This window comes from Paeniglutamicibacter sp. GQ140, from assembly GCF_059759235.1.
In genome coordinates this window covers 13,152-38,373 of the sequence record NZ_JCAXDW010000018.1, presented here as the reverse complement: position 1 = coordinate 38,373, position 25,222 = coordinate 13,152, and the positions used below count along the sequence as shown (strand labels likewise).

The window sequence follows — 25,222 nt, the reverse complement described above, 5'->3', positions numbered from 1 at the left end:
GACGTGGACGAACCACAGATCCTTTCCGAGGTGCGCGGCACCCTCGGCGTCATCACGCTGAACCGGCCGCGCGCCGTCAATGCCCTGACCGCTTCCATGGCGGCAACCATGCTCGAGACGCTGACCGCCTGGGCCGCCGACCCGGCGGTGAGCCAGGTGCTGGTGCGCGGATCCGGGGAACGGGGGCTGTGCGCCGGCGGCGACATCGTGGCCATCCACCGCGACATCGCGGCCGGCGGCACGGAGACCGAGGCCTTCTGGGCGACCGAATACCGGCTCAATTCGCTCATCAACGCCTATCCCAAGCCCTACATCGCCTACATGGACGGCCTGGTGCTGGGCGGGGGAGTCGGGATTTCCGCGCACGGTAGCCACCGGCTCGTTACCACGCGGACCCGCAGCGGCATGCCGGAGACCACCATCGGCTTCGTGCCCGACGTCGGCGGCACCTACCTGCTCTCCCGCGCCCCCGGGGAAACCGGCACCCATGCGGCGCTCACCGGCGAACACCTGGGCGCTGCCGAGGTGCTGTACCTGGGGCTCGCCGACCACCTCATCGACTTCGCCCGCGCGGAGGAGCTCTTCGAGGCGCTGGAGTCCACGCCGGTCCACGAGGCGCTGCCGGGATTCGTTCTTCCCGCCCCCGCCTCGAACCTGGAATCCTGGCGGCCCTGGCTTGACAGGGCCTACGGGCAGGACGACATCGAGGGCATCGTTTCCTCGCTGCAGGAGCTGGCACGGGGTGGAAACGAGGAAGCCGAATACGCCGTGGCGACGCTCGCCAAGAAGTCGCCGACCGCGCTGAAGCTCACCCTGGCCTCGCTGCGCCGCGCCAGGGAGCTGGATTCCCTCGAAGAGGCGCTGGAGCAGGAATACCGGGTCGGGCTGCGCCTTCTCGGATCCAGCGACTTCCCCGAGGGAATCCGCGCCCAGGTCATCGACAAGGACTACGCCCCGGCGTGGAATCCCGCCACCCTGGCAAAGGTGCGGCAGGAAGACATCGACGCGTGCTTCGCCCCGCTCGGGGAACGCGAACTCAAACTTAACCCACGCGCCCTGAGCGACGCGGTCGAATAACGCTGGAGGAAGAACATGCCTGAAAAATCGCCCGCCGCCGCGGGCCGGATAGCATTCCTGGGACTCGGGCACATGGGCGAGCCCATGGCCGTGAACCTTATCAAGGCCGGCTTCGACGTGGTGGGATTCGACGTCGTCCCCGCGGCCATGGACGCGGCGGCCAAGGCGGGGGTGCCCTGTGCTGCCTCGGCCATCGAGGCTGCCACCGGCGCACGCATCGTGCTCACGATGTTCCCCTCCGGGGACATCCTGCTCGACGCCTACCGCGGCGTGGGCGGACCCGGGCTGCTGGAAAGCGCCGAGCCGAACACCCTGTTCCTTGACTGCTCCACCATCGACGTGGCCCAGGCCCGCGAGGCCGCGGCGCTCGCACTGGCCGCCGGGCACCGCTCCGCCGACGCGCCGGTTTCCGGCGGCGTGGTCGGAGCCGAGGCCGGGACGCTGACGTTCATGATCGGTGCCGAGGAGGAAGACCTCGGGCACATCACACCGTTGCTGGAGGTCATGGGCAAGAAGCTGGTGCACTGCGGCGGGCACGGGGCAGGGCAGGCGGCGAAGATCTGCAACAACATGCTGTTGGGCATCTCCATGATCGGTGCCGCCGAGGCCTTCGTGCTGGGTGAAAAGCTGGGACTGAGCCACCAGGCGCTGTTCGACGTGATCTCCACGGCCTCGGGACAATGCTGGTCGGTGACGACCAACTGCCCGGTCCCCGGTCCCGTGCCGACCTCGCCGGCCAACCGCGACTATGTTCCGGGGTTTGCCGGGGCGCTGATGGCCAAGGACCTGGGCCTGGCACTGAACGCCGTGGAGAATGCGGGGGTCGCGGCCGAACTGGGCCCGATGGCCGCACAGATCTACCGCAAGTTCGCCGACGAGGGCGGGGCCGGCCGCGACTTCTCCGGCATCATCACCGAGATCCGGGACAGATCCGGAAGCTAGGCAAGGCAGCGTTTCAATCCAGTCGGGGCAGGCCGGGGACCGGCGACGTTCATGACAGGTTTTGTCCTGGACGGTCGTTGGGGCCCGCTCGCTGTGGCCACGCCCTGAAAATCGAGGGAAGCGGGACTTGATGACCATTTTCAGCTGTTCCACCTGCGCCATCGAGCACGCGGATGCCCCGGAGCCGCCCGGGCGCTGCGAGATCTGCGAGGACGAACGCCAATGGGTTCCCGCGTCCGGCCAGTCCTGGACCACCCGGGACGAGCTCGAAGCCCGGGGCTACAGCATGGAGGTCCGGGAGCTGGAGCCCAACCTCCATGCCATCACCACGACACCGAAACTGGGCATTGGACAGCGGGGACTGCTGGTCCGCACCCCCGGCGGCAACCTCCTTTTCGAGCCGCCCGGGTTCATCGATGCGGCCGGTGCGCGGCGCATCGACGAGCTCGGCGGGGTGGCGGCCATTGCCTCGAGCCACCCGCACCTGACCGGCTCGTCGATCCAGTACAGCCATCGCTTCGGACGCGTCCCCGTGTACGTTGCCGCGGCAGATGAGCAGTGGATCCGGCGCCCGGATCCTGTCATCAGGCTATGGGAAGGAAAGGTCGAGATGCTCCCCGGCCTCTGGATGTACCAATGCGGCGGGCACTTCGCCGGCAGCAGCGTCGTGCACTGGCCGGCCGGGCGGAAGGGTGCCGGGGTGCTGGTCAGCGGGGACACCATTGCCGTGGGCGGCGACAGGACATCGGCAAACGCCATGCGCAGCTACGTCAACAACATCCCGCTGCCCGCCAGTGCCATAGAACGCATCCTTGACATCGTGATGCCGCTGGAGTTCACCCGGATGTACAGCGCCTTCGGCGTATTGGAGGAGGACGCCCACACCGCGGTCAAACGGACGCTGCGCCGGTACATTTCGTGGGTCAACGGGGAGATGCCCGAGTAGCGGCAGGGGCGGCACCAATCGACCATATGGTCGATGTGCACGGGTGCGGGAAAACGGAGGATGGGAGATAAGAAGGGGGACATTGCCGCCGGCAAGGCCCCCGCACCATCCACTGAAAGGGAACCTCCCGCCGTGTTCCTCGCAATCCGCGACATCCGCTTCGCCAAGGGCCGCTTCGCTCTCATGGGCTCGGTGGTCGCCCTCATCACGCTGCTGCTGGTCATGCTCTCCGGGCTCACCGCCGGCCTGGGCGACCAATCCACCTCCGCGCTGAAAAACCTCGGCTCGGCGACCACGCCCGTTGACACCATCGCCTTCGGTGCCGCCAGCGGCAACGACCCCAAGGCCTCCTTCACCGAAAGCCAGGTCACCGCGGACCAGGTCGCGGCGTGGGGCAATCGTCCGGGCGTCGCGTCGGCCGAGGCCCTCGGCATCACCCAAACCCGCTTCCAGGGCTCGGCCGCCGGCTCGGAAACCAGCACCGGAACCACCAACGTGGCGGTCTTCGGCCTCCCGGAGGGCAGCTCCCTTGCACCCCTGCCGGTGGCCGGGGGAGAAGTCGTCATCGGCGCGTCCGTGGCCGAGGACCTGTCGCTGCAGACCGGCGACACCGTCTCCATGGCCGGGGTGGACCTGGTCGTCGGAGGGATTGCCGCGGACAACTGGTACTCGCACACCTCGGTGGTCTACACCGACCTCGACTCCTGGGCCAGGCTCGCCCACCTGGGGGACGACACCCAGGCCGGCACCGTCATCGCCGTCACCAACCAGGAGGGGTCCTCCGTTGACACCGACGCGGCGAACACCGCTGCCGCCACCGCCAGCACCACCCGCACCGGCTCCTATGCCGCGCTCGGGTCCTACAAGAGCGAAAACGGCTCGCTGCTGATGATGCAGGGCTTCCTCTACGGCATCTCGGCCCTGGTGATCCTTGCCTTCCTCACGGTCTGGACCGTGCAGCGCACCCGCGACATCGCCGTGCTCAAGGCCCTGGGCGGCTCCGGCCGCTATGTGCTCCGGGACGCCATCACCCAGGCCGGCATCGTCTTGCTGCTCGGTGCCGGGATCGGCGGCGGCATCGGCATTCTCGGCGGCTCCCTCGCCGCCAACGCGGCTCCCTTCCTGCTGGGCCCCACAACCACGCTGCTGCCCATCCTCGGGGTCTTCGCGCTCGGCCTGGCCGGGGCGGCGCTCGCCGTCTCCCGTGTCACCAAGGTCGATCCGCTGATCGCCCTGGGTGGCAACTAGCCCCTCGACAGGCCGCGGCCCACGTCCCTTTCCCGTCCCTTTCCCCGCCCTCCCCGCAAAGGATTCCCATGCGCACCCCTGCCACCACCATGCCCCTGCAACTGATCGACCTGACCCTGGAATATCCGGACGGGCAGGGCACCCTCAAGGCCCTGGACGGCGTCAACCTCGGTGTGGGCGCAGGCCGGATGCTCTCGTTGATCGGCCCCTCGGGCTCCGGAAAGTCCTCGCTGTTGGCCGCCGCCGCCACGCTGATCCGGCCCACCAGCGGCCTGGTCATCATCGACGGAACCACCGCCAGCGACCTGAACGATGCACAGGTGACCGCCCTGCGTCGCGAGAAGGTCGGCATCATCTTCCAGCAACCCAACCTGCTGGCCTCGCTGACCGCCGTCGAACAGCTGATGATCTCCGACCACCTGCGCGGCAGGCCGCTGAAGCCCGCCAGGTCGCGCGCCCTGGAGCTGCTGGACATCGTGGGGCTGGCAGACGCCGCCGGGAAGCGCCCGCATCAACTCTCCGGCGGGCAGCGCCAGCGCGTCAACATCGCCCGCGCCCTGATGGGACAGCCGAAGGTGTTGCTGGTCGACGAGCCCACCGCCGCGCTTGACCATGCGCGCAGCGAATCAATCGTGAGGCTTTTGGCCCAGGTGACCAAGGAGTTTTCGGTGGCCACCGTCATGGTCACGCACGACACCGAATTCATCCCGCTCACCGACTCCGTCGCCACCATGCGCGACGGAAGGCTCGGCCTCGCGCAGCTTGTCGACGCCTAGAAGGCCCCCGGCCAAGGAGACGGGGAAGGGCCCCGCCCTACTTGGGAGCCGGCTCGTCCGCGGAGAAGTCCCCGGCCTCGCGGCGGAACTTGCTGAAGATCCGGATCAACGTGGAAATGTCGCGGTCGGAAAAACCGGAGTCCGCGAAGACCTGGGCATTGAGCTCGACGGTGGCGGCCGCGGCCAGCTCCCTGCCCTGCCGCGTCAGGGCAATGAGCGTGGTGCGCTTGTCGGTCGGATGCTTGGTGCGTGCCACCAGCCCGGCGCCCTCCAGCCGGTCCACGGCGTTGGTCACCGAGGTGGCATGCACCTGCAGCAGGGCACTGGCCCGATTCATGGCCAGTTCGCCGTCGCGGGCAAAGCTCAGCAGTGCGAGCATCTCGTACCGGGCGAACGTCAGCCCGAATGGCTTGAGCACCGTTTCCGCGCGCTGCAAAAGGATCTGCTGCGTCCGCATCAGCGCGGTGATCGCCGCCATGGGTTCGGCGACGTCCTGCCACCCGTGGCGTTCCCAATTGCGTTGCGCTTCCAGGATCGGGTCGCGCGGTAGTGGTTGGCTCAATGTTCCCTCCGGATAGAACTCGTGCCCCAGCTTATCCAAGCCACCTCGGGCATCAGGATTTCAGGGACGGGAAATCGTCGTCGCGGTACTCGACCCCCTGGGGCAGGAGCCCCGCGGCGCCCTCGTGGCGTGCCACCTCGCTGTTGCGCAACTCCACCCGCCGGATCTTTCCCGAAATGGTCTTGGGAAGCTCGGCGAACTCCAGCCGGCGGATCCGCTTGAAGGGGGCCAGGTGTTCCCGGCAGAATCCCAGGATGCTTTCGGCCAGCTCCACCGAGGGCTCGTGGCCCGCGGCCGTGACCACGAAGGCCTTGGGAACCGACAGCCTGAGTTCATCGGGGGAGGGCACCACGGCTGCCTCGGCCACCGCGGGGTGCTGGATCAGCACCGACTCCAGCTCAAAGGGACTGAGCTTGTAGTCGCTGGACTTGAACACGTCATCCCCGCGACCCACGTAGGTGATGACCCCCTGCTCGTCCATTTCGGCCATGTCGCCGGTGTGGTAGACGCCGTCACGGAAGGCATCCGCCGTCTTTTCCGCATCCCCGTAGTAGGACTTCATCAGCCCCAGTGGACGTGGCTCCAGCCGCAGGCAGATTTCCCCCTCGTTGCCGGCTTCCCCGGTGGCGGGGTCGATGAGGACCACGTCGTAGCCGGGCATGGGACGGCCCATGGCGCCGATCTTGATGGGCATTCCCGGCGGGTTGGCGATCTGCACGGTGGTTTCGGTTTGCCCGAAGCCGTCGCGGATCGTTTGTCCCCAGGCGCGGTTGACTTGGTCGATGACCTCGGCGTTCAACGGTTCGCCGGCCGACACCAGCTTGGCCGGAGGGTTCTTCAGCGCCGTCAGGTCGGCCTGGATGAGCAGGCGCCACACCGTGGGCGGGGCGCAGAAGCTCGTGACGGCCTCGGCGTCCATCTGGGCCATGAGCGCCTTGGCGTCGAAGCGTTCGTAGTTGTAGAGGAAGACCGTCGCCTCGGCAATCCAGGGGGTGAAGAAGTTGCTCCACGCGTGCTTGGCCCAGCCCGGGGAAGCGACATTCAGGTGCACGTCCCCGGGCTCCAGGCCGATCCAGAACATCGTGCTCAGGTGCCCGGCCGGGTAAGAGGTATGGGTGTGTTCCACCAGCTTGGCCTTGGACGTGGTGCCGGAGGTGAAATACAGCAGCAGGGTTTCATCTGCCTTGGTTGCGACTTCCGGTTCGAATTCCGCGGGATGCCCGGTGCTCTCGGTGTAGTCCACGGCGCCCGCCGGTGCGTCGCCGTCGACGTGGACCACCGTGTAGTCGCCGGCGACCCGGTCGAACTTATCGGTGTCTCCGCGACCGGCCAGGGCCCAGCGCGCCCCGCCCCGTTCGACCCGGTCCTGCAGGTCCAGATGGGTCATCTGCGTGGTCGTGGGGATCATGACCATCCCCAACTTGATGCCGGCCAGCATGATCTCCCAGAGTTCCACCCGGTTCCCCAACATGACGATCATTTTCTCGCCGCGCTTCATGCCGATCGAGCGCATCCAGTTGGCGACCTGGCCGGAACGGGCAGACAATTCGGCCCACGTGCGGCGCGTTGACGTACCGTCCTTTTCGACAATGACCAGCGCATCGGTGTTTGCGCGCAGCGGGTCCCCGGCCACCTGGTCGAACCAGTCCAGGCCGAAATTGAACTCCGTGAACTCGGGCCACCTGAATTCCTGGCGGGCGCCGGTGTAATTGGTGCGCAATTCCAAAAGCCGGTCGCGTGCTGCACGGAATTCTTCGGTAACCGTCATTGCCGTCCTTTCGCCCGGACCCCAATTAGTAGGAAGCCCTAGTGATTTGAATCACTTGCAAATATACTTGGATATCCAAGGGTTTGGAAGGGCTTGCAAACATCGAGCCAAACATTTCACCGGACAGAAGGAGTCACCCTCTCATGCCATTGAGTGAGAACCAGGCAACCACCGCCGTAGCCGGCATTGAGCGAAACGCCGCGGGGCTGCCGTTTCCGGACGTCGACCTGATGCACATTTGGCAGCAGCTGGAGCCGTCCGAACGTCGGCGCCTGCGCGAAATCCGCACGTTTCTGCAGGACCGGGTGCGCCCCGAATCCCTCGGGTACTGGAACCGCGAGGAGTTCCCGCACCATCTCCTGCCCGAAATGGCAGCCCACGGGCTCGGCGGAATCCAGCTGGACGGCAGCAGCGAACTTTTCAAGGGCCTGGTCTATGTCGAGGCCGCACGCGCCGATGTCTCCCTCTCGGCCCTCATTGGCATCCACAACGAACTCATCGTCGGCATGATCCGGGAATTGGGATCGGCAGGGCAGCAGGAGAAATGGCTGCCCGCACTGACCCAATTCACGGCCCTGGGTGCCTTTGCCCTGACCGAACCCGAGCACGGCTCCGACATTGCCGGGGGACTGGCCACCACGGCCACCCGCGACGGCGACGAATGGGTCATCAGCGGGGCCAAGCGCTGGATCGGTGCGGCCACCATGGCCGACTTCTCCCTGGTGTGGGCACGCGACACGCAGGACCAGGCGATCAAGGCCTTCATCGTCGAATCGGATCGCCCCGGTTTCAGCGCGACCAAGATCTCCAACAAGATCGGCTTGAGGGTCATGCAAAATGCGGATATCCGGTTGGATGCGGTCCGTGTTCCCGAATCCAACAGGCTGCCCGGCGCCAGGAACTTCGCGGCAGCCAACGAACTGCTCAAGCACTCGCGCGCCTGGGTGGGGTGGCAGGCAGCGGGCGTGCAGCTGGGGATCTTCGACATTGCCAGGGACTATGCCCTGGCGCGCACGCAGTTCGGTGCACCCATTGCCGGCTTCCAATTGGTGCAGCTGCCGCTGGCCGAGATCCTGGGCAACGCCATGGCGAGTCTTTCACTCATGGCGGACCTGGCCAGGATCCAGGGGAGCGGGGACCTCGAAATGGTCCAGGCCGCCCTGGCCAAGTCGACCACCACCCGCCTGGCCCGGGAATCCGCGGCCAAGGGACGTGCGCTGTTGGGAGGCAACGGCGTGACCAGCGACTATGAGATGGCCAAGCTTTTCGGGGACGTTGAAGTCCTCTACACCTATGAGGGAACCTACGAAATCAATTCATTGATCGTCGGCCGGGCCGTCACCGGCATCTCGGCGTTCGTCAACCAACATTGACGAACGCCGTTGCGGAGCCCGGGGTGATCTCGGTGCGGCCGGCATCATGGATGACCGGGCCGCTGGCCGAGCGCGCATTCTTCCTGAATGCCTTGGAGTCCAGGCGCTCGATCGACAGCGGGCAGCCGGCCGCACGCCAGGTATCAAGGTCTTGCGGGTTTCCCTCCAGTACCCAGGCAAACAGCGCATGCGCCGCCTGCGCGGCGGCCTTGCCGGTGCTCATCCCCAATGAGTCGTTCAGCGTGATGCGTACCGCCGTCGGATCCATCGGGGAACCCGGCGGCAGGGTCGTTCCCGAGACCTGGAGTTTGGCCAGGCGCTTGGGCAGCGAGTCTGCCTGCATTGGCGCGAATCCCATGGCCCGGGCCGTCCCGATCTGCGCCAGGGTGTGTCCGGGGAATTCCCCGGCGACCTTGGCGAACATCTTGGCGTCGGCCCGGCGGACGCTCTTGGCAAACGCGCCCTGCGCCCACGGTCGCCAATATGGGTGGCGCGGGTTGGCGAGCAGTGCGCCGACCGAGGCAAGCGCCGCGACGGCAATGCCCTCGTCCTCGGGGCAGGGTTCCTCGCGGTCCACCAGCAGGATGATGGGCTGGACCAGCTCGCCGGTCGGCTCCGGAAATTCCGCCTCCGGATTTTCCGGTGCCTCGGGACGTGGGGATGGTTCGTTAAGGGTGCTTTCCACGGGGTCCAGCCTATGCGGTTCCGGCACCGCTCAGGCCTTCCACCAGGTGTCAAAGATGGTGACCGGGGTGGTGCGCTTGTGGCGCGTGCGCAGGAACTTGCCCTCGATCAGGGACGCGGCGGCTTCCGGGATCTCGCGGCCCTCCAGGTAGTCGTCGATGTTCTCGTAGGTGATGCCCAGCTCGTCCTCGTCGGTGCGCAGCGGCTGCCCGTCGAGCAGGTCGGCCGTGGGGACCTTTTCCCACAATTGCTTTGGGGAACCCAGGTGCCTCAGCAGCTCGCGGTTCTGGCGCTTGTTCAATCCGAAGAGCGGCAGGAGGTCCGCACCGCCGTCTCCGAACTTGGTGAAGAACCCGGTGACGGATTCGGCGCCGTGGTCGGTGCCGAGCACCAGGAGGTTCTCCTCGCCGGCCAGCGTGTACTGCGCGATCATGCGCATGCGCGCCTTGATGTTGCCCTTGTTGAAATCCGAGATCGGTGTGCCCACGGCCTTGTGGAAGGCGGATTCGAGGCCATCGACGCCGGCCTTGACGTTAAAGGTTCGTTCGACGTCGGCGGCCACGAAATCCAGGGCGGCCTGCGCGTCGTCCTCGTCGAGCTGGGTTCCGTACGGGAGCCGCACGGCAACGAACTTGGCGTCGGTTCCCGCCGCGCGGAGTTCCTCGACGGCAAGCTGGGCCAGACGCCCGGCCAAGGTGGAATCCAGCCCTCCGGAGATGCCAAGCACGAAACCGTTGGTGTGCGTGGCGGTGAGGTACTCCTTGAGGAAATCAATGCGGGCACGGACCTCCGCGGCGGGGTCGATCCGGGGCTTGACACCCATTTCCTTGATGATGGCAGCCTGTAGTTCGCGCATGTGCCAAGCCTAGCCTGTCACCGGGACGGGAACGTGATGGAAATGCCCTACGCGTCTGCCGGTGGCCTGTTGGGGTCCCAGCCAAGGTTGCCGGCCATCTTCCTCAGGGACTCAACGGTGGTGGCGTACTCCTGGGTGGTGATCCCCGCGCTGGATTCCTCGCGCATGGAGTCGACGATCTCGGTCAGGCGGTCCAGTGACACCGTACCCCGCTCGGTGAGTGTGAAGGTGTGGCCCTCCTCGGCGACCCAGCCCGATTCAACCAGCTCGGCCAGGTGCTCGGACGGGCTGGCGGGCTCGTCCTCCGCCTGGGCCTCCCCAAAGAAGGGAGCCAGGGCGGCGGTGAGCTCGCCGCCGGTGGCAGGACCGCGCGACAGGACGTTGAGCAATTGCCACTGCCGGCGCGTGACGCCGTGCTCTTCGAGGGAGTTGGCGAACTGCTCGGAGATGAGCGAGTCAACCAATTTAAGCCAGTAACCCAATGGGCGAGAATCGGTCATGACCCCACCCTAACCCGGGGACCACCTGCCTGTCTGTAGTCGGGGAGGCTGCGCCCCGGGTGGGGTGTGGCGGGGCCGAAGGTGCCGGCCAAACGATGACACATAGCCGCGGCGATCGCAGGTATGCCATCGGCCAAACTAGAATTGAACCCATGACCAACACTGCCGCGCGCACCCGCCTGCTCGAACTCATCAAGGAACTCGCCGTGGTCCACGGCAAGGTCATCCTTTCCTCCGGCAAGGAGGCCGACTACTACATCGATCTACGCCGCATCACCTTGCACCACGAGGCCGCCCCGCTGGTCGGCTCCGTCATGCTGGAAATGCTCGACGAGGCGGGGATCGAATTCACCAATGCCGGCGGCCTGACCATGGGTGCGGATCCGGTGGGGACCGCGCTCATGCACGCAGCCGGACACTCCGGGCGCGCAATCGACGCGTTCGTGGTCCGCAAGGCGCAGAAGTCCTACGGCATGGGCCGCCAGGTCGAAGGCCCCTCGGTCGAGGGACGCAATGTCGTGGTCCTCGAGGACACCTCCACCACCGGCGGATCCGCGCTGACCGCCGTCGAGGGCGTGCGCAAGGCAGGCGGCAATGTCGTGGCGGTGGCAGTGATCGTTGACCGCGACACCGGCTCAAAGGAGCGCATCGAAGCCGAGGCCGGCGTGCCCTACCTCTACGCCTACGGCAAGGACGAGCTGGGTCTCTAGGAGACCCCGACGCTGCGAGGGCAACGCCAGGGCGTCCCGCCGTTTCCACCCACAGTGGAAACGGCGGGACGTCCTGTCTTTGTCCGAGGTCAGGCAATGGTTGGAAGTCTCTCGTCGCCACCCCGGGAGCCGCGAATCAGCACACGGGCCAAGGTGCTGGCGCGCCAGCCCACGCGCAAGATGGTTGCCGGTTTTCTTCTGCTATTCTTGCCCTATCCACGGACCTCCCGGCGCATCTACCCGCCGGTTGAAGATAACGGGTGGCGTATTTCATTACCGCTGTTGAGAACTGGAGCCCTAGATGCATTTGACCCCGCGTGAGCACGAAAAACTCATGGTGGTTGTTGCCGCCGACCTGGCACGCAGACGCCAGGCCCGCGGACTGCTGCTCAACCACCCCGAGTCCGTAGCCATCATTACCTACGAACTCATTGAGGGTGCCCGGGACGGGCGCACGGTGGCGGATTTGATGAGCTACGGAACCACCATCCTGACCCGCGAGCAGGTCATGGAGGGGGTCGCCGACATGATTCCCGACGTGCAGGTCGAGGCGACCTTCCCCGACGGAACCAAGCTGGTCACCGTCCACAACCCGATTCGCTAGGCCTAAGGGAGAGAAGACCATGAAACCGGGAGAATACATCCTGCGTGACGAGCCCGTGCTCTGCAACGCGGAGCTCGAAACCCGAATCCTGAACCTGGTGAACCACGGGGACCGCCCCATCCAGGTCGGATCGCATTACCACTTTGCCGAGGTCAACCCGCAGCTGGACCTGGACCGGGTCGCGGCCCGCGGCTTCCGCCTGGACATTCCCGCCGGCACCGCGGTGCGTTTCGAACCCGGGGACGCCAAGACCGTCCACCTGGTCGAATTCGCCGGCCGCCGCCACGTCTACGGATTCCAGGACCGCGTGAACGGACCGGTGGGCGAAACCATCCCCGCGGTCGAAACCGAGGCCATTGGCGGTTCTGCCGGCATCAACCCGATCACCGAGGCCGAGCTGGTCGCCGACTACGACATCGACCTGCCCAACCTGGGCCGCGAATCCGTGGGCTTCCACACCGACTTCGGCGTCGACGAGGTCGACGAATCCCTGCCGCCGCACCCCGATGAGGTCCGGCGCGCCAGCGAGGAAGGCGAGGAAGCCGGTTCCAAGGATGCCGTGAATGAGGATCCCGAAGCGGAGGGCACCAAATGAGTTTCGAGATGAGCCGCAAGCACTATGCGGAAATGTACGGCCCCACCACGGGGGACGCCATTCGCCTGGCGGACACCGAGCTGCTGGCCGAGATCGAGCACGACTACACCAACTACGGCGACGAGGTGGTCTTCGGCGGCGGCAAGGTCATCCGCGACGGCATGGGCCAAAACGGCCAGATGACCCGCGACCAGGACATCCCGGACACCGTCATCACCAACGTGGTGGTGCTTGACTACACCGGGATCTACAAGGCCGACGTCGCCCTGCGCGACGGCCATATCTTCAAGATCGGCAAGGCCGGAAACCCCGACATCACCAACGGGGTCAACATCACCATCGGCGCGGCCACCGACATCATCGCCGGCGAGCACAAGATCCTCACTGCCGGGGCCATCGACACCCACATCCACTTCGTGAGCCCCGACCAGATCCCGGTGGCACTGGCCTCCGGAGTCACCACCATGATCGGAGGCGGCGCCGGGCCCTCGGACGCATCCAAGGCCACCACCGTGACGCCCGGGCCCTGGCACATCTCCCGGATGTTGCAGGCCGTGGAAAACCTGCCGATGAACATCGGCCTCCTGGGCAAGGGGCACGCCAGCGCGCGTGCACCGCTGGCCGAGCAGATCCGCGCCGGCGCCATCGGCCTGAAGATCCACGAGGACTGGGGTGCAACCCACTCCTCCATCGACAACTCGCTGAAGATCGCCGACGAATTCGACGTGCAGATCGCCATCCACGCCGACACGCTGAACGAATGCGGCTTCGTCGAGGACACCATCGCGGCCATCGACGGCCGTGTCATCCACACCTTCCACACCGAGGGGGCCGGCGGCGGACACGCGCCGGACATCATCCGCATGGCGGGCCTGTCCAACGTGCTGCCGGCCTCCACCAACCCGACCCTGCCGTATACGAACAACACCGTGGACGAGCACCTCGACATGCTTATGGTGGCCCACCACCTCAACGCTGACATCCCCGAGGACGTCGCGTTCGCCGACTCGCGCATCCGCGCCGAAACCATCGCCGCGGAGGACGTGCTGCACGACATGGGCGTGTTCTCCATGACCTCCTCCGACTCCCAGGCCATGGGACGCGTCGGGGAGACGGTGCTGCGCACCTGGCAGGTCGCCGACGCCATGAAGCGCCAGCGCGGCAAGCTGGAGGGCGACCCGGAGGTCGGGGACAACTTCCGGATCAAGCGGTTCGTGGCGAAGTACACCATCAACCCGGCTATCGCCCACGGCATCGCCGATTCCATCGGAAGCATCGAGGAAGGCAAATTCGCCGACCTGGTGCTCTGGGAACCGGCGTTCTTCGGCGTGAAGCCGGACATGGTGATCAAGGGCGGTTTGATCGTTCAGTCGCTCATGGGCGACGCTAACGGCTCGATCCCCACCCCGCAGCCGCGCACCCTGCGCGAGAACTTCGGTGCGCTGGGCACAGCGGTGCATTCCTCTTCCATCACCTTCCTGTCCCAGGCCGCGATCGAGGAGGGCGTGCCCGAACGCCTGCGGCTGCGCAAGGTCATCCGCCCGGTGTCGGGGATCCGCTCGCTGACCAAGGCCGATATGAAGTTCAACGGGGAAACCCCGGACATCCAGGTCGACCCGCAGACCTACCAGGTCACCGTCGACGGCGTGCTGGCCACCTGCGAGCCCTCCAGCGTGCTGCCCATGGCCCAGCGCTACTTCCTCTTCTAAACCGACGGCGAGAACCACAAGGAGTTTCATGATCATCGAGCAGCTGACGGGGAACAAGAAAGATGTTCCCGAGGCCGAGCTGGCAAAGCTGCACGAAGAAAAAGTCGTGCTGCCCTCCTCGGCCCTGGTCAAGCGCATCCAGCGCGTCACCACCGACCACGGCCGGGAGCTGGGCATCCGCCTGGCCCCGGGACCCGACCTTGTCGACGGGGACATCCTGTTCCGCAACGAGAAGGAAATCATCACGATCTCGGTGCTGCCCACCGACGTGTTGGTCATTGCCCCCGGCAGCATCTTCGAGATGGGGCAGGTGGCGCACGCCCTGGGCAACCGCCACCTGCAGGCCCAGTTCTTCGACGCCGATTCCGACTATGGTGCCGCGGTGATGGTGGTGCAGTACGACCACACCGTGGAGGACTTCCTCAAGCACCACGGAACGCCGTACCAGCGCCGGGAGCGCGTGATGCCGGTGCCGTTCCGCCATGCCGAGCACACCCACTAGCCCCGGGCCGGGCCACCTGCTGACGCTGCTGCAGCTGACCGACTCGGCGCTGCCCACCGGCGCCTTCAGCCACTCCATGGGCCTGGAAAGCTACCTGGACGCCCGGACCGTGCACGACGAGGCCAGCTTCACGCTGTGGCTCGAAAGGTTCATCGCCCAGTCACTGGCCTATACCGACGGGTTGGCGGTGCGCCTTGCCCACGAGGCCGCCGGGGCAGAGGAGCTGGCGCGCATCGATGCGCTGGTGACTGCCGCGGCGGTGCCTAGGCAGATCCGCGAGGCCGGGGTGAAGATGGGTGCGCGCATGCTGCACGTGGCCACCAGCGTCTTCCCCACGCCCGAGCTGGAAGCGTACCGCCTGCAGGTGGAATCCGGGGCATGCTCCGGGCACCCGGGCATCGCCTTCGCGTTGGGCGCGAAAGGTGCCGGCGCCCCGTGCGCGGACACCGTGGCCGCCTACCTGTTCTCGACCGTCACCTCGCTGACGCAGAACGCGATCCGCGGGATCCCCATCGGGCAGAACGCCGGGCAGCGGGTGCTGCGGGCCATGCATGCCCCGGTGCTGGCGGCCGTGGACACCATCTTCACCCTGGATGAGGAAGACCTGGGCGCGGCTGCGCCGGGCCTTGAAATAGCGCAGATGCGCCACGAACACTTGCGCGCCCGCATGTTCATGTCCTGAGCGGACGGACACGCGGCGCGGGAAACCCATGAGATTAAGGAAGTGCATGATGGAACCCATCAAGATTGGCATCGGCGGGCCCGTCGGTGCCGGCAAGACCCAGCTCATCGAGCGGATCACCCGGCGGCTGAACGACGAGGTGTCGATGGCCGCGATCACCAACGACATCTACACCATCGAGGACGCCAAGATCCTGGCGGCCAACGGCGTGCTGCCGCTGGATAGGATCGTCGGCATCGAGACCGGCGGCTGCCCGCATACCGCCATCCGCGAGGACACCTCGATGAACTCCGCGGCCATCGAGGAGCTGAAGGCCAAGCACCCGGACCTGCAGGTCATCTTCGTCGAGTCCGGGGGAGACAACCTCTCCGCGACGTTCTCCCCGGAACTCGTGGACTTCTCCGTCTACATCATCGACGTGGCCCAGGGAGAGAAGATCCCGCGCAAGGCCGGCCAGGGCATGATCAAGTCCGACCTGTTCATCATCAACAAGACCGACCTGGCACCCTACGTGGGCGCCGACCTGTCGGTGATGGAACGCGACTCCAAGGAGTTCCGCGGGGACAAGCCCTTCTGCTTCACCAACCTCAAGACCGACGAGGGACTGGACACCGTGATCGACTGGCTCAAGCACGAGGTGCTGATGCTGGATCTGGGCTAGGGCCAATGGCACCGACAATGGCCGAACCTCCGGCAATCCGGGAGCTGGGCCCCTCGCCCTTTGCGGGAACCAAGCTCGTGGGCGAGCTGCGCCTGCAGGTGGGAACCCGGGCAGGCAAGGCCATCGCCACCCGGCAGTACCACCAGGGCGCGCTGCGGATCCTGCGCCCGCACTACCTCGATGACACGGCCCAGGTCTGCTACACCATCGTGAACCCCGGGGGCGGGTACCTGGGCGGGGACAACTACGGCATCGAGGTCTCGGTGGACGAGGACACCTCGCTGCTGCTGACCACCCAGTCGGCGACCAAGGTCTACAAGACCCCGGGCACCTTTGCCCGCCAGGACATGGTGGTGCGCCTGGGGCCGGGTGCGGTGCTCGAATACGTGCCCGACCAGCTCATCGCCTACCGCGGGGCCAGCTACCGGCAGTTCACGAGCGTCGACATGCACGAAGATTCCAGCTTGCTGTTCTGCGAGGTGCTCACCCCCGGGTGGAGCCCGGACGGGAAGCTCTTCCGCTACGACGAGGTGCGCCTGCGCACCGAGGTCTCGGTGGGCGGGCGCCTGGCGGTGCTGGACAACCTGCTGGTGCGGCCCGGGGAGGATTCGCTGGATTCGCTGCTTTTCCTGCAGGACTTCACGCACGTGGGCATGCTGCTGGCCATCGACGCGAAGATCGGCGCCGGGGACGCGGAGCGCATCCGCGAGCTGGCCTACCGCGTCGGGCAGGCCCAGCGCACGCCGGTGCACCTGGGCATCAGCCAGGTGCCGGGGCCCGGGGTCGCGGTGCGCGCGCTGTCGAACTCCACCGAGGCCATCAATGCGGTCCTGATGGCGGTGGTCGACGAGCTGCGCCACCACCTGCGGGGCCAAAAGCCGCTGAACCTGCGCAAGTATTAGGGGGCGTGCCCCACCCGGCGTCCGCCGATGCCGTTGATCTCCACCAGGTCCACCATGGTGTGGGCAACCCTGGACAGCGCGGCGCGGTCGTGCGAGGCGATGAGGACGGCGGCGCCGGCCGCGGCGCGGGCGGACAACAACCCCAGGATGGCGGCGGTGGTTCCGGCGTCGAGCTGGGCGGTTGGCTCGTCACAGATCAGCACCTCCGGATCCAGGGCCAGGGCGCGGGCCACCATGGCCCGCTGGAGCTGCCCGTCCGAGACCTGGTGCGGATAGTGCCGCAGCAGTGCCGGATCCAATTGCACCTCCTCGGCCAGTTCCGCCAGCCGCTGCGCATGGCGCCGTGGTTGCGGGCGCAGGGCGCGGTCGCGGATGGCCAGCGGGGCGCAAATCAGTGCGTCAAGGCGCAGCCGCGCATCGGCGGCGGCACGCGGGGACTGCAGCACCACGCCAATGGATTGGCGCACCCGACGCGGCACCGGGGTGCCTGGTGCAAATGCCTGGCCGTTGACGAGCACGGCCCCGGAAGCCGCGGGCGTCATCAACGCGGCGATGCGCAGCAACGTCGATTTGCCCGCCCCCGAGGGCGCGCCAAGCCCGGTGATTTCCCCGGCACCGACCCGCAGGCTCAACCCCTCGAGCAGCTTCCCGGATGCCGGGGCGGTGCCGGGGTGGGTGTAGGAAACGTCCGCCAGCTCCAGGCTCATGCCAATGCCCCCAGCAGCGAATCGGTCGCCGGATGCGCCGGGTTGCCGAGCACCTCCGGGGCAGGGCCCGATTCAACGACCAGCCCGTCGTGAACCACTGCCAGGTGGTCCGCGATGCGGCGGGCCAGGTCGAGGTCGTGGGTGACCATCACGACGGTGGTTCCGGCTGCGGCCAGGGACCGCAGCAGTGTTTCCACGTGGCCAACCGTGTCGGAATCCAGGGCGCTGGTGGGCTCGTCCACCAGCAGGATCCGCGCGCCGACGGCAACGCCCAGGGCGAGTGCGACCCGCTGCGCCTGCCCGCCGGAAAGCTCGTGGGAGTAGCGTGCGGCCAGGGATCCGTCGATGGCCGCCGCCTCCAGTGCCGCGAGGGCATCGGCGGGGGAGGATGGCCTCGTTGCGGCCTTGAGCGTTTGGCGCATCTGTGAGGCAACCGTCCGCACGGGATTCAGCGCGGTGCCGGACGAGCCCGGAACCAGTACGGTTTCGGTGCCCCGCGCCGCGGCCAGCCCCGCCGCGTCCAGTGTGCGTCCGCCGACCGCGATGTTTCCCGTGAAACTTGCGCCGGCGGGCGGCAACCCGGCCAGGGTGCGCAGCAGCAGGGACTTTCCCGCCCCGGAGGCGCCGATAATGACATTGATGCGCCCGGCCTCGGCCCGGTAGTCGATCCCCTTGAGCACCAGGGACGTCGCCCCGGGGACGGCGGTCGAGGGGAGCCGGAGGCCCAGGGTGGAGACCAGGATTGCCGCGCCGTCCGGGGATTGGTCCGGATCGGGGTGGGGGGTTGCGCGGGCAACGGCCGGGGCCGTTGCCCGCCGCGTGGTGGATCTTTTGCTGAAGGTACGGGCCAGCCGGCTGCGCAGGCGCGTCGTTCCGGCCGTGCCTGCCAGGGCGGCGGTGGACCAGCTGACCAAAACCAGCAGCCCGGCGGGGAAGGCCAGCAGCCACCAGGCGCCGGCCAGAAGCCCGCCGCGGGCGTCCTCCAGCAGCAGCCCCAGCGATGCGGATTCCGGGGGCAGCCCCACGCCCAGGAAGGACAGCGAGCTTTCGTGCCATATGGCGTGGGGCAGTTGCAACACCAGGGCAATGGCGGCCTGCGGCGCGACCGCCGGAAGCAAGTGGGTGAACCAGATGAAGGCTGTCCCCGCGCCCGAGGCCCGGGCGAGCTGCACGTAGTCTGCCGTGCGCTCGGCCAGCAGCCGCGAACGCACGATCCGTGCCACCTGTGTCCAGTGCGTCAACGCAATGGAAAGCACGATCGCCCACCACTGCCCGCGCCACAAGGCGACAATCACCACCGCCAGCAACAGGTGCGGCAGGGCGTTCGTCGCATCAACCAGGCGCATGGCAACGCGGTCGACAAGACCGCCGCGCCACGCGGCCAACAGCCCGACGCCCACCCCGAGCACGGTGGAGAACCCCGAGGCCAACAAGGCCAGGAGCAGGGACATGCGCAGGCCCTGCGCGGAACGGATCCACACGTCCCGGCCCAAGGGGTCGGTGCCAAAGAAGTGCTGGCCGGAGGGTGCCTGCAGCACCGCGGACAGGTCCACCGCGCGCGGATCCAGCGGTTGCAGCCACGGTACCAACACGGCATAGAGGGCGGCCAGGCCGAGCAGGGCAAGGGGAAGCAGGCGGGGCCTAGACATCGCTGACCCGCGGGTCAAGGACAAGGTAGCAGGCGTCTGCCAGCGCGGACCCGGCAAAGACCGCCGCGCTGGTCAGCGCGGTGACCGCGGCCAGCAGCGGGAAATCGCCCGCGGTCGCCGAGGACACCGTGGCCGAGGCCAGTCCCGGCCAGGAGAACACTGCCTCGATGAGCAGCGCCCCGGTGACCAGTTCGCCCAGCCGGGAGCCCACCACCGTCATGAACGGCAGCAACGCCACCGGCAGCACGTGGGTGCGCAGGACCGTGAACTCGCCCAGCCCGCGTCCACGCGCGGCCAGCACCGCATCGGAATCCAGCGCCTCGAGCACCGAGGCCCGCAAGTTCAGCACCAGCCACGGCAGCAGGGTCACCGCCAGCACGCCCGCCGGCAGAACCAGGTGCAGTGCAATGCCGCCGAGGGTGGGGTCTGCCCCTCCCGACGCGGCGCCTCCGGCCGGCAATCCCAGGCCGATCGCGAAGACGGCGATGGCCGCCAGTCCCAGTACAAACGGCGGGATGGCCTGGGCAAGGTGGACAATGCCCAGCGCCACGGCGTCAACGGCCGATCCCGGTCTTCGGGCTGCACCCACCGCCAACAGCACCGAGAGCGCAATGGCCACGAGCAGCCCCGAGGCCACCAGCAAGGCGGTGTAGGGAAGCCGTTCGGAAACCACCTGTGCCACCGGCTGGCCGAAGACCCGGGAGGTTCCCCAATCCCCGTGGAAGATGCCGGAAACCCAGCGCCCCCAGATCGCGTACCAGGCATCGTTGATCCCCAGTCGGGCCGCCAGCTCATCCCGTTGCGCAGGGGTCGCGTGTTCGTATTGCGAGCCCAGATAGAGGGCCAGCGGGTTGAAGGGGGCCAGGGACGCGAGCCAGAAGACCGCGGCGGTGATCCCGGCCGTGGCCGGAACCCCCACGAGCGTGCGCCGCCCCAGCAGGGAGATAGCCTCGCGGGCACGGGAGCGCCCCCGGGTCAGGAGCGCCGGCGGGGCCTGCGTGCTCATTGCTTGGGGACCCATTGGCCGAGCTTGACCCAGGGGCCCCACGCGGTGCCGTGGTCGTGGGGCTCCAGCAGGGTCCCGGTGCCCTGCCAGGTGTCTGAGACGGCGGCGCGTTGGACGTATGTGTGGTCGATGAACGCGAGCAGGACCATGGATGGTTCGCCCACGTACAGCCGCTGGACCTCGCGGTACGCGGTGGCGCGCTTGGCCGCATCCAGGGTGGTGCGCCCGGTTTCCAGGGCCCGGTCCATGGCCGGATCGGAAAACCTGCTCGGGTTGTCGTAGTAGGCGCCGGTTTCCGGGTAGGAGGAATGCAGCATCTTGTACAGCTGGGTGTCCACGTCGTAGGGGGTGTCGCCGCCTCCAAGCATGATTGCATCGGTGCCCGCCCGGGGCTCGGCCTGGTCGAAGGTCGCGGCTTCGACGGAGACGTCGATGCCGAGCTGCTTCATTTGGGCCGAGAACGCCAGGGACAGGTCGCGGCGCAGCTGGTCCCCGGGGTTGTACATGAGGGTGAACGCGGCCGGGGTCCCGTCCTTGGAGCGCATCGAGTTCTCGCCGACAACCCATCCCGCCTCATCCAACAGCCCTGCGGCGCGCTGCGGGTCGTGGGCGAAGACGGCCCCGGGATCGAAGGCATCGCCGTATTCGGCGGGCACGAAGGTGTGCGCCGGCCGCCCGGCACCGGCCAGGACACCGTCGATCAGCGCTTGCCGGTCCACGGCAAGATTCAGCGCCAGGCGCACCTTGGGGTCGCCGGTCAGCGGATTGTCCGCCGGGAGGGAGAGTCCGCGCCAGTCTGCGGAGGTGGCCGTGACCAGCTCGAATTCGGGGTTTGCGGCAAAGGTCTGGGCCAGCCGCGGGGGCAGTGTGGTGCCGTCGAATTCCCCGGCCAGCATGCGTTGGGCTCGGGCATTGTCATCGGGTGCGGCCTCGTAGGCGACGCGTTTGAGCGCGACCTCGCCGCCGCGGTAATCCGGGTTGGCCGCCAGCACCAGCCGCGAGGGGCCGACCGAATCCACCAGGTATGGTCCGGTGCCCACCGGCGCTCGGTTCAACGCCGATTCCTCCACGCGCTGCCCGGGCACGATGGCTTCGGACGGGGCGATGCCGATGAGCATGGCCGTCTTGAACGAGACCTGGGATTCGCGCAGCGTGAACCGGACGGTGTGCGCATCCAGCGCCTCCACGCGCCGGAGGTTCGATAGGCTGCCGAAGATCGGCGAGGCGCTCGCCGGATCCATGATGGCCTTGTAGCTTGCCACCACGTCGGCGGCATCAAAGTCGGTCCCGTCGCTGAAGCGGGCGTCTCGGCGCAGCGGAACCGTCCAGGTGCGCGCGTCCTTGGAGACCGTCGGTTCCGCCGCGGCCAACAGCGGTACGATCCGGGGCAACTCGTCGGGGGAACCGGCCAGGGTGTAGAGCGATTCATTGACCTTGCCCGTGCCGTTGTTGTCGAACCCCGCCAGCGGGTTCAGCGTCTCCGGCAAGGCCGCGGTGAGCAGGGCCAGCGAGGACCCGGCGCGCTCCGCGCCGGCGGCCCCCGGTGCCGCGGGCGCGCAGGCGGTCCCGGCCAATAGAATGGAGGAAAGAAGGGCCAGCGTCGTCAGGCGTTGTGGATTGCGCACGTTCGGGGTTGGGGCCTTTCATCCAGGTCACCGGCGGGCAAACGGGATGCGGCGACGCACCTACTGTACATCTGTCCAGGTGGACAGATAACGGATTCGGGCAATTGGTCCGGTGATTTTACGCACCAGCCGCCCCAAGGGGAAGGAGGCAATCGCATGCCGGAAACGGAGCACAGCAAGGTCGGGGCGGATGCGGTGGCCGCGTCCGAGCAAAACATGCCCGACTGGATCGATGTCTTTGCCTTGGTTGCGGATGCCACGCGGATGAAGATCCTCATCGCCATGCACGCGGCACCCGACTCCTCGGTGAGCCAGTTGGCGACCGCCACGGCGTTGGGCGCGAACACCGTCACCCAGGCGCTGGCCACCCTGCACAAGGCCGGCGTGGTGGCCGTGCGTGCCGACGGGCGCTACCGGCGCTGGACCCTGACCCACCCCGAGGTCCACAAGCTGCTGCACCAGATGCAGGCGCCGCATTCGCCCCTGCACCCCGAGCACTAGCGGTCATCACCAGGCCCGGCCGCTACACGGCGAAGGCACCCGCCGTTGGGCGGGTGCCTTCGTTAGTGCCTCAGCACTAGGCGACGGGAATCAATATCCCAGGCCGAAGCCGAACGGGTAGAGCTCGCCGTCCGTAGTCTCCTTGTAGCCGGGCAGGTCGCTGAACTGCTCGCGGATCGCCTCGGCGGTTCCGGCAAGTGCGAACGGCATCCTGCCCTGCGGGGCGACCTTGCCGGAGAGGATATCCATCAGCGCGGTGTCGCTCATGCCGAACCCGGCCACGATCGCCCCCGCATCGCGCAGCCCGCTGGCCTCGTCCATGACGAACGGCTGGCGGAAGTACACGTGCAGGACCACCTTGGACGGATCCTCCACCTCGCTCATGACCTGCTTGATGGTGTCCAGCGACGGGGTGATCTTCCACGACTCGGACTCGGCCATGGACGTGAAGTCCAGGATGCTTGACTCCCACGGCAGCGACCCACCGAAGCGCAGTCCGTCGTCGGTGCATTCGGTCGCGCCCTGGGTGACGCAGGCGTCTGCGGCGCCGTAGGGGCTTTGTCCGTCGAGCCCTGCCACGCCTTCCAACACGGAGGGGTTGATGTGCTCGGGGTTCATGCCGGATTCCGGGCTGTTGCTGACGTACGAGCCGGTGTTGGCGTTGTTCACCGTGATGTTGAGCAGGGCGACATCGCTGTCCTTGGCGCTGGGCCGGGCGGCAGGGTCCTTGGTGTTGCCGTTTGTGACGTTGTAGCCGTATTCGGCGACCTTCTCGGCGGAGATGTCTCCCAGGACGTAGACGTCGGACTCGGGCTTCAGCGGCAAGACCTTGCTACCATCCGCGGTTTCCTTGTTCTGCAGCAGGACGGCGGACTTGCGCTGCAGGTCCAGGCCCACCTCGCGGTTCGCCGCGCTGCCGACCACGTCGTTCGCGGCATCGGCGTCGACGTAGGGATTCTCGAACAGGCCCATGCTGAACATCGGTTCGGTCAGCCGCGTGGCGGCGAGCGTGATGCGCTCCTCGCTCAGCAGTCCTGAATCGACCAGGTCGGTGATCGTCTTGACGTCGTGGAAGCCGGAGAGGGTGTCGGTGCCCCCGTTGATCGCAGCGGCAACGCGCTCGGGAACGCTCTTGTCTTCCAGGCCCCAGGCGCGGTCGTTGATGATGCCGGTGTCGGAGTTGACGTAGCCGGCGAAGCCGAGCTTGTCGCGCAGCAGGTCGTTGACGATCTGCTTGGAGAAGGCCATGCCGGTCTGGTCGTAGGTGACGCCGTCGTGGGTGACGTTCACCGGGGCGCCGTAATACGGCATGATCGAGGAGACGCCTGCCTTGATGGCCGCCTCGAAGGGCTTGAGGTGGTAGCCGAAGCCATCGCCCGGGTAGACCTGGGTCTTGCCGAACGAGTAGTGGGCATCCAGGCCCAGCTCCTGCGGCCCGCCGCCCGGGAAGTGCTTCATGGTCAGCGCCACGGCGGTCTCCGGGCTGAGCGAGGAGCCCTCCGCATCCAGCGGTCCCTGCAGGGACTGGACGAGCGTGGTCATGATGTTGGAGTTCAGGTCCGCATCCTCGGTGAACGTTTCGTGCGCGCGGTACCAGCGCGGCTCGGTGGACAGGTCGGCCATGTAGCCGTACATCCCGCGCAGCCCGATGGACTCCCATTCATCGCCCATGACATTCGCGAAGTCCTCGACCACCGACATGTCGCCGGTGGTCGGCGCCTGCCCGGTAGCCAGTGCCTCCTCGCCCAATGCCGCGGCGGCAATGCCTGCCTCCTTGGGGAAGGCGGTGAAGGCGCCGGCGGATTCGTTGATGCCGGCCCGCGCGTTCGGGTCGATGTGGTTTCGCGCGTTGGACTTGTAGAGCATCGGGATGCCCAGGCGGGTGGCCTCGCCAAGCTCCTGGACGGAGTTCATGTACGTTGCCGCTTCCTGCGGCGTCAGGGATGTGCTGGCCTGGAAGCCTCCGCCGGAAGCGCCGCACACGGCCTTGTCCTCGCTGGTGACGGTGTTGCGGAAGATGAAGCGGTGCATCTTCTGGTCGTTGATGTAGCCGGCCGCCGCCGGGTCAAGGGCGCCGCGCTTCTTCGTGACGGGGTCGCAGGCGGCATTGAGCGTGTCGATCAGCATGAGGCCGGACTTCTCCTCCAGCGTCATCAGCGACACCAGGTTCGCCGCGCGCTCGCCGGCGGAAAGCCGCCAGTCCTCGTAGGCGTCGAGCTTGCCGTTGGCGTTGAGGTCCTTGAAGGTGCGGCCCTTGACCGTGATGGTGTCCTTGACGCGGACACCGAGCGTCGGCGGCTTGCCGTGGTTGCCTTCGTTCGTTTGAGCTGCGGCCGGCGCGCCTTGGGCGGCGCCTTCCGTCGGGGGCAGTGCGCTTGCGGATGTCGCCCCCAGGGTGAGGATCAGGGGCAGCGCCAGGGCCGCAGCGGTGCGGCGCCGTTTCGAGGCTGGCGGTAACAATCGGGTCATGGTCGGCTCTCCGTTGAGTCTTGGTACGAGATTCGATGGCGGGACCAGTGTGACGCCCGCCATGGGATGCAGATCCACTGTGACGCGAACCACGGCCAAAGTGCACGTGGTTGCCATATATTGCCCCCGATTTGGGTCTTCTCGCCCGTCGCGGGGCCCCTGCCGGGC

General features: G+C 67.3%; 24 protein-coding genes and 1 pseudogene. 15 read left to right on the top strand and 10 right to left on the bottom strand.

The window, feature by feature from the left end; genetic code table 11:
* Nucleotides 1–3: 3 nt before the first annotated feature.
* The 5 genes from AC6CHY_RS19010 to AC6CHY_RS18990 all read left to right on the top strand — a co-directional run bounded on the left by AC6CHY_RS19010 (nucleotide 4) and on the right by AC6CHY_RS18990 (nucleotide 4,989).
* Nucleotides 4–1,077: an enoyl-CoA hydratase/isomerase family protein gene (locus AC6CHY_RS19010; protein WP_498227854.1), complete on the top strand. Its 1,074-nt coding sequence runs from the start codon at nucleotides 4–6 to the stop codon at nucleotides 1,075–1,077.
* A 15-nt stretch (nucleotides 1,078–1,092) separates the two neighbouring features.
* The gene (mmsB, locus tag AC6CHY_RS19005; RefSeq protein ID WP_498227853.1) at nucleotides 1,093–2,019 is read left to right on the top strand and encodes a 3-hydroxyisobutyrate dehydrogenase; all 927 of its coding nucleotides are present in this window, start codon (nucleotides 1,093–1,095) and stop codon (nucleotides 2,017–2,019) included.
* 130 nt (nucleotides 2,020–2,149) lie between these two features.
* A complete protein-coding gene (locus tag AC6CHY_RS19000) occupies nucleotides 2,150–2,965 on the top strand; it encodes an MBL fold metallo-hydrolase (RefSeq protein WP_498227851.1) in 816 nt (271 codons plus the stop codon).
* A gap of 132 nt (nucleotides 2,966–3,097) precedes the next feature.
* Nucleotides 3,098–4,213, top strand: coding sequence for an ABC transporter permease (locus tag AC6CHY_RS18995; RefSeq protein ID WP_498227849.1), 1,116 nt, complete (start codon nucleotides 3,098–3,100; stop codon nucleotides 4,211–4,213).
* Between the two features lie 68 nt (nucleotides 4,214–4,281).
* On the top strand, nucleotides 4,282–4,989 hold the full coding sequence (locus AC6CHY_RS18990) for an ABC transporter ATP-binding protein (RefSeq protein ID WP_217388928.1): 708 nt from the start codon (nucleotides 4,282–4,284) through the stop codon (nucleotides 4,987–4,989).
* A gap of 37 nt (nucleotides 4,990–5,026) precedes the next feature.
* On the opposite strand, the gene AC6CHY_RS18985 is transcribed toward AC6CHY_RS18990, so the two are convergent.
* Nucleotides 5,027–5,551: a MarR family winged helix-turn-helix transcriptional regulator gene (locus tag AC6CHY_RS18985; RefSeq protein ID WP_217388927.1), complete on the bottom strand. Its 525-nt coding sequence runs from the start codon at nucleotides 5,549–5,551 to the stop codon at nucleotides 5,027–5,029.
* A gap of 52 nt (nucleotides 5,552–5,603) precedes the next feature.
* The gene (locus AC6CHY_RS18980; RefSeq protein WP_498227847.1) at nucleotides 5,604–7,319 is read right to left on the bottom strand and encodes an AMP-binding protein; all 1,716 of its coding nucleotides are present in this window, start codon (nucleotides 7,317–7,319) and stop codon (nucleotides 5,604–5,606) included.
* 143 nt (nucleotides 7,320–7,462) lie between these two features.
* On the opposite strand from AC6CHY_RS18980, the gene AC6CHY_RS18975 reads away from it, so the two are divergent.
* Nucleotides 7,463–8,692, top strand: coding sequence for an acyl-CoA dehydrogenase family protein (locus AC6CHY_RS18975; RefSeq protein WP_217388925.1), 1,230 nt, complete (start codon nucleotides 7,463–7,465; stop codon nucleotides 8,690–8,692).
* Here the strand turns inward: AC6CHY_RS18975 and AC6CHY_RS18970 are convergent.
* The 3 genes from AC6CHY_RS18970 to AC6CHY_RS18960 are packed head-to-tail and all read right to left on the bottom strand — an operon-like array spanning nucleotide 8,679 to nucleotide 10,732.
* Nucleotides 8,679–9,377: a peptidyl-tRNA hydrolase gene (locus AC6CHY_RS18970; protein WP_336245088.1), complete on the bottom strand. Its 699-nt coding sequence runs from the start codon at nucleotides 9,375–9,377 to the stop codon at nucleotides 8,679–8,681. The genes AC6CHY_RS18975 and AC6CHY_RS18970 overlap by 14 nt on opposite strands.
* A gap of 30 nt (nucleotides 9,378–9,407) precedes the next feature.
* The gene (nadE, locus tag AC6CHY_RS18965; protein ID WP_217388924.1) at nucleotides 9,408–10,232 is read right to left on the bottom strand and encodes an NAD(+) synthase; all 825 of its coding nucleotides are present in this window, start codon (nucleotides 10,230–10,232) and stop codon (nucleotides 9,408–9,410) included.
* 47 nt (nucleotides 10,233–10,279) lie between these two features.
* Nucleotides 10,280–10,732, bottom strand: a complete 453-nt coding sequence (locus AC6CHY_RS18960) for a MarR family winged helix-turn-helix transcriptional regulator (RefSeq protein ID WP_217388923.1) — start codon at nucleotides 10,730–10,732, stop codon at nucleotides 10,280–10,282.
* Nucleotides 10,733–10,884: 152 nt separating this feature from the next.
* On the opposite strand from AC6CHY_RS18960, the gene pyrE reads away from it, so the two are divergent.
* The 8 genes and pseudogenes from pyrE (at nucleotide 10,885) to AC6CHY_RS18920 (ending at nucleotide 17,097) form a co-directional block, all read left to right on the top strand.
* Nucleotides 10,885–11,442 carry an orotate phosphoribosyltransferase gene (gene pyrE, locus AC6CHY_RS18955; RefSeq protein WP_217388922.1) on the top strand — a complete coding sequence of 186 codons (558 nt, stop codon included), beginning with the start codon at nucleotides 10,885–10,887 and terminating at the stop codon, nucleotides 11,440–11,442.
* 301 nt (nucleotides 11,443–11,743) lie between these two features.
* On the top strand, nucleotides 11,744–12,046 hold the full coding sequence (locus AC6CHY_RS18950) for an urease subunit gamma (protein WP_217388921.1): 303 nt from the start codon (nucleotides 11,744–11,746) through the stop codon (nucleotides 12,044–12,046).
* A 19-nt stretch (nucleotides 12,047–12,065) separates the two neighbouring features.
* Nucleotides 12,066–12,407: pseudogene (locus AC6CHY_RS18945) on the top strand (urease subunit beta); the annotation flags it as partial.
* A 230-nt stretch (nucleotides 12,408–12,637) separates the two neighbouring features.
* Nucleotides 12,638–14,350: an urease subunit alpha gene (ureC, locus tag AC6CHY_RS18940; RefSeq protein WP_217388920.1), complete on the top strand. Its 1,713-nt coding sequence runs from the start codon at nucleotides 12,638–12,640 to the stop codon at nucleotides 14,348–14,350.
* A gap of 28 nt (nucleotides 14,351–14,378) precedes the next feature.
* The gene (ureE, locus tag AC6CHY_RS18935) at nucleotides 14,379–14,852 is read left to right on the top strand and encodes an urease accessory protein UreE (RefSeq protein WP_498227844.1); all 474 of its coding nucleotides are present in this window, start codon (nucleotides 14,379–14,381) and stop codon (nucleotides 14,850–14,852) included.
* Nucleotides 14,833–15,534 (top strand): urease accessory protein UreF, encoded by a 702-nt coding sequence (locus AC6CHY_RS18930; RefSeq protein ID WP_498227843.1) that lies wholly within the window; start codon nucleotides 14,833–14,835, stop codon nucleotides 15,532–15,534. Before ureE ends, AC6CHY_RS18930 begins: the two co-directional genes overlap by 20 nt.
* Before the next feature lie 46 nt (nucleotides 15,535–15,580).
* Nucleotides 15,581–16,195, top strand: a complete 615-nt coding sequence (ureG, locus tag AC6CHY_RS18925) for an urease accessory protein UreG (RefSeq protein WP_217388917.1) — start codon at nucleotides 15,581–15,583, stop codon at nucleotides 16,193–16,195.
* A 17-nt stretch (nucleotides 16,196–16,212) separates the two neighbouring features.
* The gene (locus AC6CHY_RS18920) at nucleotides 16,213–17,097 is read left to right on the top strand and encodes an urease accessory protein UreD (RefSeq protein ID WP_498227841.1); all 885 of its coding nucleotides are present in this window, start codon (nucleotides 16,213–16,215) and stop codon (nucleotides 17,095–17,097) included.
* Here AC6CHY_RS18920 and AC6CHY_RS18915 read toward each other — a convergent pair.
* From AC6CHY_RS18915 to AC6CHY_RS18900, 4 genes are read right to left on the bottom strand one after another with little or no spacing between them, the layout of a single operon-like run.
* On the bottom strand, nucleotides 17,094–17,804 hold the full coding sequence (locus AC6CHY_RS18915; RefSeq protein WP_498227840.1) for an ATP-binding cassette domain-containing protein: 711 nt from the start codon (nucleotides 17,802–17,804) through the stop codon (nucleotides 17,094–17,096). The two genes, AC6CHY_RS18920 and AC6CHY_RS18915, sit on opposite strands and share 4 nt — an antisense overlap.
* Entirely contained in the window at nucleotides 17,801–19,453 is a 1,653-nt protein-coding gene (locus tag AC6CHY_RS18910; protein WP_498227838.1) for an ABC transporter permease subunit, read from the bottom strand. Before AC6CHY_RS18910 ends, AC6CHY_RS18915 begins: the two co-directional genes overlap by 4 nt.
* Entirely contained in the window at nucleotides 19,446–20,459 is a 1,014-nt protein-coding gene (locus AC6CHY_RS18905; RefSeq protein WP_498227837.1) for an ABC transporter permease, read from the bottom strand. The genes AC6CHY_RS18910 and AC6CHY_RS18905 overlap by 8 nt, the downstream gene beginning before the upstream one ends.
* Nucleotides 20,456–22,084 carry an ABC transporter substrate-binding protein gene (locus tag AC6CHY_RS18900; RefSeq protein ID WP_498227835.1) on the bottom strand — a complete coding sequence of 543 codons (1,629 nt, stop codon included), beginning with the start codon at nucleotides 22,082–22,084 and terminating at the stop codon, nucleotides 20,456–20,458. Before AC6CHY_RS18900 ends, AC6CHY_RS18905 begins: the two co-directional genes overlap by 4 nt.
* Before the next feature lie 156 nt (nucleotides 22,085–22,240).
* Here AC6CHY_RS18900 and AC6CHY_RS18895 point away from each other — a divergent pair, with 156 nt between their 5' ends.
* Nucleotides 22,241–22,585: an ArsR/SmtB family transcription factor gene (locus AC6CHY_RS18895; protein ID WP_498227833.1), complete on the top strand. Its 345-nt coding sequence runs from the start codon at nucleotides 22,241–22,243 to the stop codon at nucleotides 22,583–22,585.
* Nucleotides 22,586–22,675: 90 nt separating this feature from the next.
* Here AC6CHY_RS18895 and AC6CHY_RS18890 read toward each other — a convergent pair whose 3' ends face one another.
* Nucleotides 22,676–25,054 (bottom strand): glycoside hydrolase family 3 protein, encoded by a 2,379-nt coding sequence (locus AC6CHY_RS18890; RefSeq protein WP_498227832.1) that lies wholly within the window; start codon nucleotides 25,052–25,054, stop codon nucleotides 22,676–22,678.
* Nucleotides 25,055–25,222: the final 168 nt, after the last annotated feature.

What these genes read in the sequence shown, in the direction of transcription:
- mmsB (WP_498227853.1), top strand. Translation starts at nt 1,093, where the DNA reads ATGCCTGAAAAATCGCCCGCCGCCGCGGGCCGGATAGCATTCCTGGGA.
- AC6CHY_RS19000 (WP_498227851.1), top strand. Translation starts at nt 2,150, where the DNA reads ATGACCATTTTCAGCTGTTCCACCTGCGCCATCGAGCACGCGGATGCC.
- AC6CHY_RS18990 (WP_217388928.1), top strand. Translation starts at nt 4,282, where the DNA reads ATGCGCACCCCTGCCACCACCATGCCCCTGCAACTGATCGACCTGACC.
- AC6CHY_RS18980 (WP_498227847.1), bottom strand. Translation starts at nt 7,319, where the DNA reads ATGACGGTTACCGAAGAATTCCGTGCAGCACGCGACCGGCTTTTGGAA.
- AC6CHY_RS18975 (WP_217388925.1), top strand. Translation starts at nt 7,463, where the DNA reads ATGCCATTGAGTGAGAACCAGGCAACCACCGCCGTAGCCGGCATTGAG.
- nadE (WP_217388924.1), bottom strand. Translation starts at nt 10,232, where the DNA reads ATGCGCGAACTACAGGCTGCCATCATCAAGGAAATGGGTGTCAAGCCC.
- AC6CHY_RS18960 (WP_217388923.1), bottom strand. Translation starts at nt 10,732, where the DNA reads ATGACCGATTCTCGCCCATTGGGTTACTGGCTTAAATTGGTTGACTCG.
- pyrE (WP_217388922.1), top strand. Translation starts at nt 10,885, where the DNA reads ATGACCAACACTGCCGCGCGCACCCGCCTGCTCGAACTCATCAAGGAA.
- AC6CHY_RS18950 (WP_217388921.1), top strand. Translation starts at nt 11,744, where the DNA reads ATGCATTTGACCCCGCGTGAGCACGAAAAACTCATGGTGGTTGTTGCC.
- ureC (WP_217388920.1), top strand. Translation starts at nt 12,638, where the DNA reads ATGAGTTTCGAGATGAGCCGCAAGCACTATGCGGAAATGTACGGCCCC.
- ureE (WP_498227844.1), top strand. Translation starts at nt 14,379, where the DNA reads ATGATCATCGAGCAGCTGACGGGGAACAAGAAAGATGTTCCCGAGGCC.
- AC6CHY_RS18930 (WP_498227843.1), top strand. Translation starts at nt 14,833, where the DNA reads ATGCCGAGCACACCCACTAGCCCCGGGCCGGGCCACCTGCTGACGCTG.
- ureG (WP_217388917.1), top strand. Translation starts at nt 15,581, where the DNA reads ATGATGGAACCCATCAAGATTGGCATCGGCGGGCCCGTCGGTGCCGGC.
- AC6CHY_RS18920 (WP_498227841.1), top strand. Translation starts at nt 16,213, where the DNA reads ATGGCCGAACCTCCGGCAATCCGGGAGCTGGGCCCCTCGCCCTTTGCG.
- AC6CHY_RS18915 (WP_498227840.1), bottom strand. Translation starts at nt 17,804, where the DNA reads ATGAGCCTGGAGCTGGCGGACGTTTCCTACACCCACCCCGGCACCGCC.
- AC6CHY_RS18910 (WP_498227838.1), bottom strand. Translation starts at nt 19,453, where the DNA reads ATGTCTAGGCCCCGCCTGCTTCCCCTTGCCCTGCTCGGCCTGGCCGCC.
- AC6CHY_RS18905 (WP_498227837.1), bottom strand. Translation starts at nt 20,459, where the DNA reads ATGAGCACGCAGGCCCCGCCGGCGCTCCTGACCCGGGGGCGCTCCCGT.
- AC6CHY_RS18895 (WP_498227833.1), top strand. Translation starts at nt 22,241, where the DNA reads ATGCCGGAAACGGAGCACAGCAAGGTCGGGGCGGATGCGGTGGCCGCG.
- AC6CHY_RS18890 (WP_498227832.1), bottom strand. Translation starts at nt 25,054, where the DNA reads ATGACCCGATTGTTACCGCCAGCCTCGAAACGGCGCCGCACCGCTGCG.